At 74.2% G+C, this 14,476-nt stretch carries 11 protein-coding genes; 3 read left to right on the top strand and 8 right to left on the bottom strand.

Annotated elements, in window-relative coordinates; all coding sequences use genetic code 11:
* Positions 1 to 157: 157 nt before the first annotated feature.
* The gene (locus tag ACF09K_RS23555) at positions 158 to 1,051 is read right to left on the bottom strand and encodes a TIGR01777 family oxidoreductase (RefSeq protein ID WP_392246384.1); all 894 of its coding nucleotides are present in this window, start codon (positions 1,049 to 1,051) and stop codon (positions 158 to 160) included.
* Between the two features lie 69 nt (positions 1,052 to 1,120).
* On the opposite strand from ACF09K_RS23555, the gene ACF09K_RS23550 reads away from it, so the two are divergent.
* The 3 genes from ACF09K_RS23550 to ACF09K_RS23540 all read left to right on the top strand — a co-directional run bounded on the left by ACF09K_RS23550 (position 1,121) and on the right by ACF09K_RS23540 (position 3,047).
* Positions 1,121 to 1,612 carry a GNAT family N-acetyltransferase gene (locus tag ACF09K_RS23550; RefSeq protein WP_392246382.1) on the top strand — a complete coding sequence of 164 codons (492 nt, stop codon included), beginning with the start codon at positions 1,121 to 1,123 and terminating at the stop codon, positions 1,610 to 1,612.
* 167 nt (positions 1,613 to 1,779) lie between these two features.
* The gene (locus ACF09K_RS23545) at positions 1,780 to 2,754 is read left to right on the top strand and encodes a peptidoglycan recognition protein (RefSeq protein ID WP_392246381.1); all 975 of its coding nucleotides are present in this window, start codon (positions 1,780 to 1,782) and stop codon (positions 2,752 to 2,754) included.
* Positions 2,751 to 3,047 carry a hypothetical protein gene (locus ACF09K_RS23540; RefSeq protein WP_392246379.1) on the top strand — a complete coding sequence of 99 codons (297 nt, stop codon included), beginning with the start codon at positions 2,751 to 2,753 and terminating at the stop codon, positions 3,045 to 3,047. The genes ACF09K_RS23545 and ACF09K_RS23540 overlap by 4 nt, the downstream gene beginning before the upstream one ends.
* A gap of 76 nt (positions 3,048 to 3,123) precedes the next feature.
* Here the strand turns inward: ACF09K_RS23540 and ACF09K_RS23535 are convergent, their stop codons facing one another.
* From ACF09K_RS23535 to ACF09K_RS23505, 7 genes are all read right to left on the bottom strand, one after another.
* On the bottom strand, positions 3,124 to 3,642 hold the full coding sequence (locus ACF09K_RS23535; RefSeq protein ID WP_392246444.1) for a DUF4240 domain-containing protein: 519 nt from the start codon (positions 3,640 to 3,642) through the stop codon (positions 3,124 to 3,126).
* A 57-nt stretch (positions 3,643 to 3,699) separates the two neighbouring features.
* On the bottom strand, positions 3,700 to 4,674 hold the full coding sequence (locus tag ACF09K_RS23530; protein WP_392246378.1) for a helix-turn-helix transcriptional regulator: 975 nt from the start codon (positions 4,672 to 4,674) through the stop codon (positions 3,700 to 3,702).
* A 254-nt stretch (positions 4,675 to 4,928) separates the two neighbouring features.
* Entirely contained in the window at positions 4,929 to 7,631 is a 2,703-nt protein-coding gene (gene aceE, locus ACF09K_RS23525) for a pyruvate dehydrogenase (acetyl-transferring), homodimeric type (protein WP_392246376.1), read from the bottom strand.
* A gap of 427 nt (positions 7,632 to 8,058) precedes the next feature.
* Complete coding sequence (locus tag ACF09K_RS23520; RefSeq protein ID WP_366060811.1) at positions 8,059 to 8,682, bottom strand: GntR family transcriptional regulator; 624 nt, start codon at positions 8,680 to 8,682, stop codon at positions 8,059 to 8,061.
* Between the two features lie 216 nt (positions 8,683 to 8,898).
* The gene (sucB, locus tag ACF09K_RS23515) at positions 8,899 to 10,752 is read right to left on the bottom strand and encodes a 2-oxoglutarate dehydrogenase, E2 component, dihydrolipoamide succinyltransferase (RefSeq protein WP_392246374.1); all 1,854 of its coding nucleotides are present in this window, start codon (positions 10,750 to 10,752) and stop codon (positions 8,899 to 8,901) included.
* Between the two features lie 75 nt (positions 10,753 to 10,827).
* Positions 10,828 to 12,216, bottom strand: a complete 1,389-nt coding sequence (gene lpdA / locus ACF09K_RS23510; RefSeq protein ID WP_392246373.1) for a dihydrolipoyl dehydrogenase — start codon at positions 12,214 to 12,216, stop codon at positions 10,828 to 10,830.
* Positions 12,217 to 12,881: 665 nt separating this feature from the next.
* On the bottom strand, positions 12,882 to 14,408 hold the full coding sequence (locus ACF09K_RS23505) for a leucyl aminopeptidase (RefSeq protein ID WP_392246372.1): 1,527 nt from the start codon (positions 14,406 to 14,408) through the stop codon (positions 12,882 to 12,884).
* Positions 14,409 to 14,476 lie beyond the last annotated feature (68 nt).

The following is a 14,476-nucleotide window of genomic DNA, read 5'->3' as shown; positions in this document are numbered from 1 at the left end:
CCTCCTCGAGGTTGCGCGGCCGATGGAGACGTCATGCCCCCAACTGGCTTACTGGATACCCGAGTTCGGATCGAGAGTAGGCCCGTGACCGGTCGGGGGCAGTCGCGCACGGACAGGGCACGGTCGCACGGCGGTCGCATACGGTCCCGACGGGGCGTCAGGCGGCCCGCAGGGCGTCCTCGATCCCGGGGAACGCGAAGGTGAACCCCGACTCCAGCAGCCGCCTGGGCACCACCCGCGCGCTGCCCAGCACGTCCCCGGCCATCTCGCCCAGGACCCCCCGCAGCACCGGCGCCGGCACCGGGAACAGCGTCGGCCGGTGCAGCACCCGCCCCATGGCCGCGGTGACCTCACGGTTCGTCAGCGGCTCCGGCGCGGTCAGGTTGAACGGCCCCGACAGGTCGTCACGCTCCAGCAGGTGCCGGAGCGCCGCCACCTCGTCGTGCAGCGCGATGTACGACCAGTACTGCCGCCCGTCGCCCATCCGCCCGCCGAGGCCCGCCCGGAACAGGGGGAACAGCCGCCCCCAGGCGCCGCCGTCGCGCGAGACCACCAGCCCGGTCCGGGGGAACACCGTCCGCACCCCGGCCGCCCGCGCCGGTTCCGCCGCCGCCTCCCACTTCACGCACAGCTCCGGCAGGAAGCCCCGGCCGGCCGGCGCGCTCTCGTCGACGGCCCGGTCGCCCGTCTCGCCGTAGTAGCCCATCGCGCTGCCGTTCACGAACACCCGCGGCCGCTCGTCGAGCGAGGCGACGGCCTCGGCGAGGGCGGTCGTCCCGTGCACCCGGCTGTCGTGGATCCGGCGCTTGTACTCGTCCGTCCAGCGGTGGTCGCCGACCCCCGCCCCCGCCAGGTTGACCACGGCGGAGCACCCCGCGAGCCCCGCCGCGTCCACCCGCCCCCGCTCGGGGTCCCAGCGCACCTCGTCCGCCCCCCGGGGCGCGTGGCGCACCAGGCGGACCACCTCGTGCCCGTCGGCGGTCAGGGACCGCACCAGGGCGCTGCCGATGAGACCGGACGCGCCGGCCACCGCGATTCGCGTTCGTTCCATGGACCCATCCTGCCCGCGATCCCGGAGCACCCCGCGGGGACAAGCCGCCCGACTCGTAGGATGCCGCCCATGACCGGCCCCCTCATACGCCCCGCGCGGCCCGACGACGACGCGGCGCTCGCCCTGATCGACGCCCTGACCTGGTCGCCCCTGCACGCCGTCACGCCGCGGCCGCAGCCGCCGTACGGCCCCTTCTTCGACGCGCGCCACCTCCCCGAGGACCACCTGGTCGCGGAGGTGTCCGGCCGGGTCGTCGGCTACGTCCGCGTCGTGCGCCCCACCGAACTCGCCTGCAACGCGCACGTGCGCCAGATCCAGGGCCTCGCCGTCTCCGACGAGGCACGCGGCCACGGCGTCGGACGCGCGCTGGTGCGGGCGGCCGTCGAGGAGACCCGCCGGCGCGGCGCCCGCCGCCTCACCCTGCGCGTGCTCGGCCACAACACCGCGGCCCGCAAGCTCTACGAGTCCGAGGGGTTCGTGGTCGAGGGCGTCCTGCCGGAGGAGTTCCTCCTCGACGGGGCGTACGTGGACGACGTGTCCATGGGCCGCTCCGTCCTCTGACCCCGGTACGCGGTGGCGGGCCCGGTGACCGGCCTCGCGTGCGCGGGCCCGCCCCCGACCGGCCACGCGCGCGTGCACCCCGCAAAACGCCGCGGACCGGGAGGACGGTTCCACCGGGTGGCACAGCACACGTCGCGGGCGGGGCGGAACCGCCCCACAGTGGGGTCATGCGTGCCATCCGACAGGTCCTCCGCCCCGGACGGAAGCCCGCGCGAGGGTCGGCGCACCGGTTCGCGCACCGGTTCGCGCAGAGGTTCGCGCACGGACCCGGGGGGTGGAGCCCGGCGCGGCTGCCGCGTCCGCTCCTCGTGGCCCTGGCCTGCCTGCCCGGACTGGCCGCCGTGGCCGCCCTGGGCCTGTGCGCGGGCGGCGTCGAGCACGCCGCCACGGCGTCCCTGGCCGCCCGCCCCGTGCGGCGCGCGGCGCAACTCCCCGCCCACTCCGCCGCGCGGCCGCGCATCGTGCCGCGCTCGGCCTGGATGGCCGACGCCGGACGCGCCCAGCCGCCGCCGCGCTACGACGACGAGGTCGTCGCCGTCTTCGTCCACCACACCGACTCGCCCAACGGCTACGACTGCGCCGACGCGCCCCGCATCATCCGCCACCTCTACACGGGCCAGACCGGCGGCCGCGACTGGGACGACATCGGCTACAACTTCCTCGTCGACCGCTGCGGCACCGTCTACGAGGGCCGGGCGGGCGGCACCGACCGGCCCGTCACCGGCGCGCACACCCAGGGCTTCAACCACCGCACGGCCGGCATCGCCGCCCTCGGCACGTTCACCGCGGGCGTCCCCGTGCCGCAGGCGATGGTGGACTCGATAGCGGCCCTCGCCGCCTGGAAGCTCGGCCTGGCGGACGTCGACCCGCGCGGGAGCGTCCGGCTCACCTCCAGCAACAGCGGCAGCCGGTACGCCGCGGGCGCCACGGCCACCCTGCCCGTCCTCGCCGGCCACAAGGACGGCTACATGACCAGCTGCCCCGGCGCGGCCCTCAGCGCCCGGCTGCCGGAGATCCGGCTGGCGGCCGCCCGACTCCAGGGCCGGACGTCCACAGGAACGCCTCAGGCGCCGCTCAGGGTTCTCCCGTCCCCGTCTCCCACGGTCGTGCCCGACACGATCCGGCCGGGGCGGGGACGATGAGCGACACGAACCGCGTGAACGACACGAACGACACGAACCGCGTGGACGACCTCCTGAAGCGCGGTACCGGCACCGCGCACGCCGTCGAGGAGGGAACGGCGGCCGCCGCACGACGGGCCCTCCGCGGCCCCCGGACGGTCGTCCGCGCCGTCGCCGCGGTCGTCCCCGGTCCCGCGGCGGCCACCGCGTCCGCCCCGGAGCGGGCCGACGAGACGCCGCCGCACCACGCCGTGCGGGCCGAACGGCAGGCGTACCTCCCGTCGGACGCAGGCCGCCGCCGCACGACGGCCTGACCCCGGCCCCGGCCTCTTGCCCGGCGGCCCGGCGGCCCAGACGGCCCCGGCGGCACGGTCAGTCCCGGCGGCACGGTCAGTCCCGGAAGCGCTCCCACAGCCGCGGGAACCGCTCCGCGAGCGCCCGCTCGTTCTCGAAGTCGACCGGCGTGCCCTCGGGTTCCACCGGGGCGGGCGCGATGCCCAGTTCCGGGGCGACGGTCCCGGTGAGCTGCTCGTAGGCCTCGTCGGCCGCGTAGCCCAGATCCTCGCCGTCGCCGTCGACCTCCTCGTCGAACTCGCCCAGCAGCTCCGCGAGCGCGTCCGGGTCGTGCACGGCCCCCTCGTACACCTCCCGGCCCTGACCGATCAGCCAGCACCGGAAGAAGTCGAAGGCGTCGTCGCTCGCCCCGTCCAGCAGCACCCAGGCGGCGCCCCACAGGTCCCAGGTGTACGCCCGGTTGTAGCGGGCCTCGAAGTGACGGGCGAAGTCGAGCACCATGTCGGGGTCCAGCCGCAGCAGCCGCTCCACCAGCAGATCGGCCTGCTCCTCCGGGTCGCCTCCGGCGGCCTCGCGGGTGGCGTCGACCAGTTCCCAGAACTCCGTCTCGTCCATCACGCGTCCCAGCATCCTGCCTGGACGGGCGGGCCGCACCCGGAGTGCGGGCGGTCGTCAGGGACGGTACAGCGCCGCCAGCCGGGCCGCGTCCGCGGCGAAACGGCGGCGCAGCGGCTCCGGGGAGACCACCTCCGCCTCCGGTCCCAGCGCGGTGAGCTGGCCGTGCGCCACCTCCTCGGACTCCACGCCCAGGGTGACCGTCACCCACCCCCGCGCGTCGGGCTCCCCGGCCGTCGCCAGGGCGTCCCGCGCGGCCACCGGGTCGACGGTGTACGGCAGCCGGCGCAGCCCCGCCGGCGTGAGCCGTACGACGACCTCGGCCCGCAGGATCGACCGCGCGAACCGCTCCGCCTGCCGGGCCCAGAAGCCGGGCAGGTCGAAGTCCTCGTCCCTGCCGAACCGCTCCGCGCCGGCCCGCGCGTCCGTGAACCGGTCGACGCGGTACGTCCGGAAGGCCCCCGCGTCGGCCACCCGCGCGCACAGGTACCACAGGCCCGCCTTGAGCACGAGCCCGTACGGCTCCAGCTCCCGTACGGCCTCCGTCCCGCCCCGCAGGTACCGGGCGGTGAGCCGGAGGTCGTCCCACACCGCCTCCGCGATCACGGGCAGCAGCGGGGGCGTCCGCGGCTCCTGGAACCAGGCGGGCGCGTCCAGGTGGAACCGCTGCGCCGCCGTCCGCGGGGCGTCCCTGAGGGACGGCATCAGGGCGGCCGACACCTTCAGGCGGGCCGCCGAGGCCGCGTCCTCCAGGCCCATCTCCCTGAGCGCGCCCGGCACACCGCTCAGGAACAGCGCCTCCGCCTCGCCGCGGGCCAGGCCGGTGAGGCGGGTGCGGTAGCCGTCGACCAGGCGGTAGCCGCCGGCCCGTCCGCGCTCGGCGTACACCGGTACGCCCGCCTCCGACAGGGCCTGGGCGTCCCTGGTGACCGTCCGCTCCGACACCTCCAGCTCGCGCGCCAGCTCGGCGGCGGTCATGGCGGACCGGCCCTGCAGGAGCAGCACCATCTTGATGAGCCGGGCAGCACGCATACCCGCATGATGCCGGGTGGCACCGACAGAGGGGGCCTGACCCCGCCGCCTCCCGTCCCGGCCCCGGGGCCGCCGTCCCCCGGGCCTCCGCTCCGGCCCGGACGGACCCGCCCTCGGACGCCGGACGACCCGCACCGCCCGGTCCCCGGCCGGCAGGCCGGCTCGTCCCGTCGGGCGGCGCGCGGGGACGGCCGGACGGCGGGAGGGGCACGGTGGCCGTGGCCACCGTGCCCCTCCCGCCGCACTGGTCGGGCCTACAGCCCGTAGCGCTCCCGCGCCTCCTTCACCGCCGTCGCCCGGACCTCGCCGCGGCGGGCCAGCTGGGCGAGGGCCGCCACCACGATGGACTCCGCGTCGACGCCGAAGTGGCGGCGGGCGGCGTCACGGGTGTCGGACAGGCCGAAGCCGTCGGCGCCCAGCGACGAGTAGTCCTGCTCGACCCACTGCGCGATCTGGTCCGGGACCTGGCGCATGTAGTCGGAGACCGCGAGGACCGGCCCCTCGGCACCCTGGAGCGCCCGGCGGACGTACGGCAGCCGCTCCTCGCCGCGCAGCAGCGCCGCGTCGGCCTCCAGCGCGTCGCGCCGCAGCTCGGTCCAGGAGGTCGCGGACCACACGTCGGCGGCCACGCCCCACTCCTCGGCGAGCATCCGCTGCGCCTTCAGCGTCCAGTGGATCGCCGTGCCGGAGCCCAGGAGCTGGATGCGCGGCGCGGCGGCCACCGGGGACAGACCCGCGGACTCCGCCGTGTTGAAGCGGTACAGGCCCTTGACGATGCCCTCGTCGATGCCGGGGGCGGCCGGCTTCGCGGGCTGCGGCACCGGCTCGTTGTAGACGGTCAGGTAGTAGAAGACGTTCGGGTCCTCACCCGGCGCCGTCTCGCCGTACATCCGGCGCAGACCGTCCTTGACGATGACGCCGATCTCGTACGCGAACGCCGGGTCGTACGTCAGCGCGGCCGGGTTGGTCGCCGCGATCACCGGCGAGTGGCCGTCGGCGTGCTGGAGGCCCTCGCCCGTCAGCGTGGTGCGGCCGGCCGTGGCGCCGACGAGGAAGCCGCGGCCGAGCTGGTCGCCGAGCTGCCACATCTGGTCGGCCGTGCGCTGCCAGCCGAACATCGAGTAGAAGATGTAGAACGGGATCATCGCCTCGCCGTGCGTGGCGTACGCGGTGGACGCGGCGATGAAGTCGGCCATCGAACCGGCCTCGGTGATCCCCTCGTTGAGGATCTGGCCGTTCTCGGCCTCCTTGTAGTACATCAGCTGGTCGCGGTCGACCGGCTCGTACGTCTGGCCCTTGGGGGAGTAGATCCCGAGCGAGGGGAACAGCGACTCCATGCCGAAGGTGCGCGCCTCGTCGGGGACGATCGGCACCCAGCGCCGGCCCGTCTCCTTGTCGCGGACCAGGTCCTTGACCAGCCGGACGAAGGCCATGGTGGTGGCGACGTTCTGGGAGCCGGAGCCCTTGTCGAACGCGGCGAACGCCTTCTCGGCGGGGGCGGGCAGCGGGGCGAGCGCGTGCGTGCGGCGGGCCGGGGCCGGGCCGCCGAGGGCCGCGCGGCGCTCCTGGAGGTAGCGGACCTCGGGGGAGCCGGCGCCCGGGTGGCCGTAGGGCACGACGCCGTCGACGAACGCGCTGTCGGGGATCGGCAGCTCCAGCAGGTCGCGCATCGCCTTGAACTCGTCCACCGAGAGCTTCTTCATCTGGTGGTTGGCGTTCTTCGACGCGAAGCCCTCACCGAGGGTGTGGCCCTTGACGGTCTGGGCCAGGATGACCGTCGGGGCGCCCTTGTGCTCGACGGCCGCCCGGTAGGCCGCGTACACCTTGCGCGCCTCGTGGCCGCCGCGGGACAGGTGGAAGCACTCCAGGATCTTGTCGTCGCTCAGCAGCTTCGCCATCTCGACGAGCGCCGGGTCGGCGCCGAAGAAGTCCCGGCGGATGTAGGCGGCGTCGCGCGTCTGGTACGTCTGCACCTGGGCGTCGGGCACCTGGCGCAGGCGGCGCACGAGCGCGCCCGTGGTGTCGAGGCGGAACAGCTCGTCCCAGGCGGAGCCCCACAGCGACTTGACGACGTTCCAGCCGGCGCCGCGGAACTGGGCCTCCAGCTCCTGCACGATCTTGAAGTTCGCGCGGACGGGGCCGTCGAGGCGCTGCAGGTTGCAGTTGATGACGAAGGTGAGGTTGTCCAGCTCCTCGCGGGCGGCGAGCGCGAGGGCCGCCGTCGACTCGGGCTCGTCCATCTCGCCGTCGCCGAGGAACGCCCAGACGTGGGAGGCGGAGACGTCCTTGATGCCGCGGTTGGTCAGGTAGCGGTTGAAGCGCGCCTGGTAGATCGCGGAGAGCGGGCCGAGGCCCATGGACACCGTGGGGAACTCCCACAGCCAGGGCAGCCGCCGCGGGTGCGGGTACGACGGGAGGCCGTTGCCGCCCGCCTCCTGGCGGAAGTTGTCCAGGTGGCCCTCGTTCAGCCGGCCGTCGAGGAAGGCGCGGGCGTAGATGCCGGGGGAGGCGTGGCCCTGGATGTAGAGCTGGTCGCCCGAGCCGTCGGCCTCCTTGCCCTGGAAGAAGTGGTTGAAGCCGGTCTCGTACAGCCAGGCCGCGGAGGCGAAGGTGGCGATGTGGCCGCCGACGCCGTGCTTCGCGCCGCGGGTCACCATGGCCGCCGCGTTCCAGCGGTTCCAGGCGGTGATCCGGGCCTCCATCGCCTCGTCACCCGGCGTGGCGGGCTCGGCGGCGGTGGGGATGGTGTTGACGTAGTCCGTCTCGAGCAGCTTGGGCAGCGCGATGCCGTTGCCCTCGGCCCGCTCCAGCGTGCGCCGCATCAGGTACGCGGCACGGTGCGGCCCGGCCGCCTGGGCGACCGCGTCCAGGGAGGCCTGCCATTCGGCGGTCTCCTCCGGGTCCCGGTCGGGGAGCTGGTCGAGCGCGCTCGGCTGGATGGCGTGGGGGTCGGTCATGTCGCCGCCTTCCTCAGTCGAAGGGGGTTCCCTCATCGGCAGGGGTTCGGGGTGCCCTTTGTCTTTGGCAGGACAGGGCGGTGGGGCTCTGCCGCGGAGTCGTGGTACGACACCGCGACGCGGCCCGTCGGCGACTGTAACCCCCTGATCGATGATCGATCAAAGGGTTGAGGGGGAAAATCTCTTGATCACGAGAAAGTCGGCACGGGGTGTCTCGCGCGAAGGCACCCCGTGCCGTGTTTTCGAAAGGTTTTCGCAGGTGGGGCCGCGTATGAGCGAATGTGCGCTCAGGGGCGCCGGCCGGTGCCCCCGGCGCGGACGCCCCGGGCCCGTACCGTCTCCGGAACTCGCTGCCCCGGGTCCGCACCGTCCCGGGACCACACCGTTCCGGGTCCCCGGGTCCCTGGCGCCTCGGCTCTACGGCGCCTCAGGCCCGCGGCGCGCAGCCCAGCACGTGCGCCTTCACGATCTCCGCGATGCGCGGGTCCCGCCGCTTGAAGGCCGCCACCAGTTCCTCGTGCTCCTCCGCGTACGACTGCTGCACCGTCCCCAGCCAGCGGATCGACAGCGCCGTGAACACCTCGATGCCCAGGCCCTCCCAGGTGTGCAGCAGCACGGAGTTGCCGGCCGCGCGGACCAGCTCGCGGTGGAAGGCCACCGTGTGCCGCACCTGACCGGTCCCGTCCGACGCCCGGTCCGCCTCGTACAGCGCGGCCACGTGCGGCTCCAGCGCCGAGCAGTCCTCGGCCAGCCGCTGCGCCGCCAGCTCCGCGGCGATCGCCTCCAGGCCGGCCCGGACCGGGTAGCTCTCCTCCAGGTCGGCCGCGGTCAGGTTCCGCACCCGTACGCCCTTGTTCGGCGCGGACTCGATCAGCCGCAGCGACTCCAGCTCGCGCAGCGCCTCGCGCACCGGCGTCTGGCTGACCTCCAGCTCACTGGCGATCCGCCGCTCCACGATCCGCTCGCCCGGCTGCCAGCGCCCGCTGACGATCCCCTCCACGATGTGCTCGCGGATCTGCTCGCGCAGCGAGTGGACGACGGGCGCGGTCATGAGGGCTCCTTAGGGAGGGGCCGCCCATCGGCCCCTGGGGCGTTCGACGTTTAGACAATAAGGCCGTGACGGGGCCGGGGAGCGGTTCACGGGGGCGCTTCCGCGCAGGTGAGACGAGACTTACACGCCGCTGACAGGCCGTGCGGCGGGGTGCGAACGCGCGGCGCCCCCGCCCGGGAGACCCGGGCGGGGGCGCCGTACGACACCGCGTGCCGACTACAGGCCGAGCTCGACCTCGAACTCGCCCGCCTCCAGGATGGCCTTGACCGCCGTCAGGTAACGGGCCGCGTCGGCGCCGTCCACCAGCCGGTGGTCGTAGGACAGCGTCAGGTAGGTCATGTCGCGGACGCCGATGACCGTGCCCTCCTCCGTCTCGATGACGGCCGGACGCTTCACCGTGGCCCCGATGCCGAGGATCGCGACCTGGCCCGGCGGCACGATGATCGTGTCGAAGAGGGCACCGCGCGAACCGGTGTTGGAGATGGTGAAGGTCGCGCCGGACAGCTCGTCCGGAGTGATCTTGTTGCCGCGGACCTTGCCGGCCAGCTCGGCCGTGGCCTTGGCGATGCCGGCGAGGTTGAGGTCGCCGGCGTTCTTGATGACCGGAGTCATCAGGCCCTTCTCGGAGTCCACCGCGATACCGACGTTCTCGGTGTCGAAGTAGGTGATGGTCCCCTCGGCCTCGTTGATCTTGGCGTTGATCGGCGCGTGGGCCTTCAGCGCCTGGGCCGCGGCCTTGACGAAGAACGGCATCGGCGAGAGCTTGACGCCCTCACGGGCCGCGAAGGAGTCCTTCGCCTTGGCGCGCAGCTTCATCAGCCGCGTGACGTCGACCTCGACGACCGACGACAGCTGGGCCTGCTCGTGCAGCGCCTTGACCATGTTGTCGCCGATGACCTTGCGGATGCGCGGCATCTTGACGGTCTGGCCACGCAGCGGGGAGGCCTCCAGCGCGGGGGCCTTCTTCGCGGCGGCCGGGCCTCCGGCGGTCACGGCGGCGGCCGGAGCCGGTGCGGCGGCGGCGGCCTTCGCGGCCTCGGCGGCGGCGACGACGTCCTGCTTGCGGATGCGACCGCCGACGCCGGTGCCCTTGACCGAGCCCAGGTCGACGCCGTTCTCGGCGGCGAGCTTGCGCACCAGCGGGGTGACGTAGGCACCCTCGTCGGTGGCCTGCGCGGCGGCGGGGGCGGCTGCGGCGGGGGCCGGGGCAGCGGGGGCCGGAGCGGGCGCGGGAGCCGCGGCGGCCGGAGCGGGAGCGGCCGGAGCCGGGGCCGGAGCCGGCGTGGGCTCCGGGGCGGGCGCGGGCGCCGGAGCAGCCGGGGCGGGAGCGGCCGGGGCGGGAGCGGCCGGGGCGGGAGCGGCCTCGGCCGGGGCCGGGGCGGCGGGGGCCGGGGCAGCGGCCGGAGCCGCCCCCGGAGCGCCGATGACGGCCAGCTTGGCGCCGACCTCGGCGGTCTCGTCCTCGCCGACCGTGATCTCGAGCAGCACACCGGAGGTGGGCGCCGGGATCTCGGTGTCGACCTTGTCCGTGGAGACCTCGAGCAGCGGCTCGTCGGCCTCGACGGAGTCGCCGACCGACTTCAGCCAGCGGGTGACGGTGCCCTCGGTGACGGACTCGCCGAGCGCGGGCAGGACGACGTCCGTACCCTCGGCGGAACCGCCGCCGGAGGCGGCCTCGGCGGTGGGAGCGGGGGCCGGGGCCGCCTGCTCGGTGGAGGGCTGGGCGGCCGGGGCCGGCTCGGGAGCCGGCGGGGCGACCTGCTCGGCGGCCGGAGCCTGCTCCGCGGCCGGGGCCGGCTCGGCGGCCGGAGCCGGCTCGGCGGGGGAACCGGTGCCGTCGTCGATGACGGCCAGCTCGGCGCCGACCTCGACGGTCTCGTCCTCGGCGACCTTGATGGACGCCAGGATGCCGGCGGCGGGCGAGGGGATCTCGGTGTCGACCTTGTCGGTCGACACCTCGAGCAGGGGCTCGTCGGCCTCGACGCGCTCGCCCTCGGCCTTCAGCCAGCGGGTGACAGTGCCCTCGGTGACGCTCTCACCGAGCGCCGGAAGGGTTACGGAAACCGCCATGGTTTCGGTTGCTCCTTACGAATTGCGGAAGTCTGTGTCGTCGCGTAGCCGCGGAGTCGTTTCGCCGACCGAGGGTCAGTCGTGCGAGTGGAGCGGCTTGCCGGCCAGGGCCAGGTGGGCCTCGCCGAGCGCCTCGTTCTGCGTCGGGTGGGCGTGGATGAGCTGCGCGACCTCGGCCGGCAGCGCCTCCCAGTTGTAGATCAGCTGGGCTTCGCCGACCTGCTCGCCCATGCGGTCGCCGACCATGTGGACGCCGACCACGGCACCGTCCTTGACCTGGACGAGCTTGATCTCGCCCGCGGTCTGGAGGATCTTGCTCTTGCCGTTGCCCGCCAGGTTGTACTTCAGAGCGACGACCTTGTCCGCGCCGTAGATCTCCTTGGCCTTGGCCTCGGTGATACCCACGGAGGCGACCTCGGGGTGGCAGTACGTCACCCGCGGGACGCCGTCGTAGTCGATCGGGACGGTCTTCAGGCCGGCCAGACGCTCCGCCACCAGGATGCCCTCGGCGAAGCCGACGTGCGCGAGCTGGAGCGTCGGGACGAGGTCGCCGACGGCGGAGACGGTGGGGACGTTCGTGCGCATGTACTCGTCGACCAGGACGTAGCCGCGGTCCGTCGCGATGCCCTGCTCCTCGTAGCCGAGGCCCTGCGAGACCGGGCCGCGGCCGATGGCGACGAGCAGGATCTCGGCCTCGAACTCCTTGCCGTCGGCGAGGGTGACCTTGACGCCGTCCTGGGTGTACTCGGCCTTCTGGAAGAAGGTGCCCAGGTTGAACTTGATGCCGCGCTTGCGGAACGCGCGCTCGAGGAGCTTGGAGGAGTTCTCGTCCTCGACCGGGACCAGGTGCTTGAGGCCCTCGACGATGGTGACGTCGGTGCCGAACGACTTCCACGCGGAGGCGAACTCCACGCCGATGACGCCGCCGCCCAGGATGATCGCGGACTTCGGCACGCGGTCCAGGACGAGCGCGTGGTCGGAGGAGATGATCCGGTCGCCGTCGATCTCCAGGCCCGGCAGCGACTTCGGCACGGAGCCGGTCGCGAGCAGCACGTGGCGGCCCTGGATCCGCTGCCCGTTCACGTCGACGGAGGTCGGGGAGGACAGACGGCCCTCACCCTCGATGTACGTCACCTTGCGGGAGGCGACAAGCCCCTGGAGACCCTTGTACAGGCCGGAGATGACACCGTCCTTGTACTTGTGGACCCCGGCGATGTCGATGCCCTCGAAGGTGGCCTTGACGCCGAACTGCTCGCTCTCGCGGGCCTGGTCGGCGATCTCGCCCGCGTGGAGCAGGGCCTTGGTGGGGATGCAACCCCGGTGCAGGCAGGTGCCGCCGACCTTGTCCTTCTCGATCAGGGCGACGTCCAGGCCCAGCTGGGCCCCGCGCAGGGCCGCGGCGTAACCGCCACTACCACCGCCGAGGATCACTAGGTCGAAAACGGTGCTGGCGTCGTTCGCCACGTCACGTCCTCCATGCATGTGCGCCGTGCGCCGGTCGTCGCTGACCGCCGGCGGCTGGTGTCCGGCCGCTCTTTCTTCGGCCCTGTGGTGGGGGCCCTGTCCTGCCGAGCCCCATCTTCGCACCTGCGGGAGGCGAACGGGACGCCGGGCCGGAGTTGCCGGACGTTCGCCGCCGGGGAGTGCGCACCGGGATGGTCCGGCCGGCCCGTGCGGCGGCCGGCTTCGGGCCGGCGGCGTCCCGGGCCGTTCGGGCCACGCCGGTCACGCCGTCCGGGACCCCCGCCACGGCGTCGGCGTGCGGGGTCCCGCTCCACCGGAGTGGTGGTCCGGGCCCCTCCGCCGCCGCCGGTCGCACCCGTCCGGCCAGGTCACGAGGGAGCCGGCGGCCTCCCGGGAGCGGACGGCGGGCGGGACCCGCGTCGCCGCCCCGGGGCCGGGCGCGCCGGGGGCCCGGGGCGTCCCCCCGCACCCTCAGGGCGGTGGGGGAGCGCCCGGACCGTTCGGGGCGCGCGACCGGGGAGGTTCACTTCCGTCCGGTCCGCGGGAGCGGTGTGAGACACCCCACGCCCGCTCGCGCGCGGGTGAGGAGCCCCACCGGGGTGCGGGGACGCGCCGATCGGCGGCGCGCCGGGCGATCGGGCGCGCGGTCCCCGCACCCCGGGCGGTCAGCCGAGGTCGCCCTCCGCGGTCAGCTCCGCCAGCCGCACCAGCGTCCGCACGGCCGTGCCCGTACCGCCCTTGGGCGTGTACCCGAAGGGGCCGCCCTCGTTGAACGCCGGTCCCGCGATGTCGAGGTGCGCCCAGGTGATCCCCTCACCGACGAACTCCCGCAGGAACAGGCCGGCGACGAGCCCGCCGCCCATCCGCTCGCCCATGTTCGCGATGTCGGCGACGGGGGAGTCCATGCCCTTGCGCAGGTGGTCGGGGAGCGGCATCGGCCAGGCCGGCTCGCCGACCTCCTCGGCGGCCTCGTGCACCGCGGAGCGGAACGCGTCGTCGTTCGCCATGATGCCGAACGTCCGGCTGCCCAGCGCCAGCATCATCGCGCCGGTCAGGGTCGCGACGTCCACGATGGCGTCCGGCTTCTCCTGGGAGGCGGCCCACAGCGCGTCGGCGAGGACCAGCCGGCCCTCGGCGTCGGTGTTGAGGACCTCGACCGTCTTGCCGCTGAACATGCGCAGCACGTCACCCGGGCGGGTGGCGGAGCCGGACGGCATGTTCTCGGCCAGCGCCAGCCAGCCGGTGACGTCGACGTCCAGGCCGAGACGCGCGACGGCGACCACGGCGGCGAAGACCGCCGCCGCACCGCTCATGTCGCACTTCATCGTCTCGTTGTGGCCGGCCGGCTTGAGCGAGATGCCGCCCGAGTCGTAGGTGATGCCCTTGCCGACGAAGGCGAGGTGCTTCTTCGCCTTCGAGGAGGTGTACGACAGCTTCACCAGGCGCGGAGCCGCCGCCGAGCCGGCGCCGACGCCGAGGATGCCGCCGTAGCCGCCCTTGGCGAGGGCCTTCTCGTCGAGGACCTGGACCTTGATGCCGTGTTCCTTGGCCGCGGTCTGGGCGAGGGCGGCGAAGGCCTGGGGGTCGAGGTCGTTCGGCGGGGTGTTGATGAGGTCCCGCGCGCGGTTGAGTTCCTCGGTGACGGCGGCGGCGCGGGCGAGGGCCGCCTTGTGGGCGGCGTCGCGCGGCTTGCCGCCGAGCAGGACGGCCTCGGCGAGCGGGGCCTTGCCGTTCTTCGCCTTGGCGTCCTTGCCCTGCTCCTTGTAGGTGTCGAAGGAGTAGGCGCCGAGCGCGACGCCCTCGGCGACCGCGCCGAGGTCGGCGGCGTCCGCCAGGGGCAGGGCGAAGGCGGCCTTCTTGGCGCCGGCGAGGGCGCGGGCGGCCGCACCGGCGGCGCGGCGCAGCGCCTCGGCGTCGTAGGAGGCGTCCTTCTCGGGCTCCGCGCCCAGCCCCACCGCCAGCACGAGAGGCGTCTTGAAGCCGGCCGGGGCCGGCAGCTTCGTCACCTCGCCCTCGGCGCCGGCGGCACCGAGGGTTTCCAGGACGCCGGCGAGCCGGCCGTCGTAGGCCTTGTCCACGGCCTCGGCGCCCGCTGTGACGACGGGGCCGTTGGCGCCCTTGGCGACACCGATCACGATCGCGTCGGCCCGAAGGCCGGGCGCCGCGGCGGTGCTGAGAGTGAGAGCAGTCACGGTGGTGATTTCTCGCTTCCGATGTGGAGTTGCTGTGGCCGATATGAGTGGGTCGACCGGGCCCGACA

Source organism: Streptomyces sp. NPDC014882, assembly GCF_043081325.1.
In the GTDB taxonomy this organism is placed as follows: Bacteria; Actinomycetota; Actinomycetes; order Streptomycetales; family Streptomycetaceae; genus Streptomyces.
Note: the sequence above shows the minus strand (reverse complement) of the source record. Positions and strands in the feature narration are given on the sequence as shown.

Bases quoted from the DNA above. Each gene is read 5' to 3' on its own strand.
- ACF09K_RS23555 (WP_392246384.1), bottom strand. From the start codon at position 1,051: ATGGAACGAACGCGAATCGCGGTGGCCGGCGCGTCCGGTCTCATCGGC.
- ACF09K_RS23550 (WP_392246382.1), top strand. From the start codon at position 1,121: ATGACCGGCCCCCTCATACGCCCCGCGCGGCCCGACGACGACGCGGCG.
- ACF09K_RS23545 (WP_392246381.1), top strand. From the start codon at position 1,780: ATGCGTGCCATCCGACAGGTCCTCCGCCCCGGACGGAAGCCCGCGCGA.
- ACF09K_RS23540 (WP_392246379.1), top strand. From the start codon at position 2,751: ATGAGCGACACGAACCGCGTGAACGACACGAACGACACGAACCGCGTG.
- ACF09K_RS23535 (WP_392246444.1), bottom strand. From the start codon at position 3,642: ATGGACGAGACGGAGTTCTGGGAACTGGTCGACGCCACCCGCGAGGCC.
- ACF09K_RS23530 (WP_392246378.1), bottom strand. From the start codon at position 4,674: ATGCGTGCTGCCCGGCTCATCAAGATGGTGCTGCTCCTGCAGGGCCGG.
- aceE (WP_392246376.1), bottom strand. From the start codon at position 7,631: ATGACCGACCCCCACGCCATCCAGCCGAGCGCGCTCGACCAGCTCCCC.
- ACF09K_RS23520 (WP_366060811.1), bottom strand. From the start codon at position 8,682: ATGACCGCGCCCGTCGTCCACTCGCTGCGCGAGCAGATCCGCGAGCAC.
- sucB (WP_392246374.1), bottom strand. From the start codon at position 10,752: ATGGCGGTTTCCGTAACCCTTCCGGCGCTCGGTGAGAGCGTCACCGAG.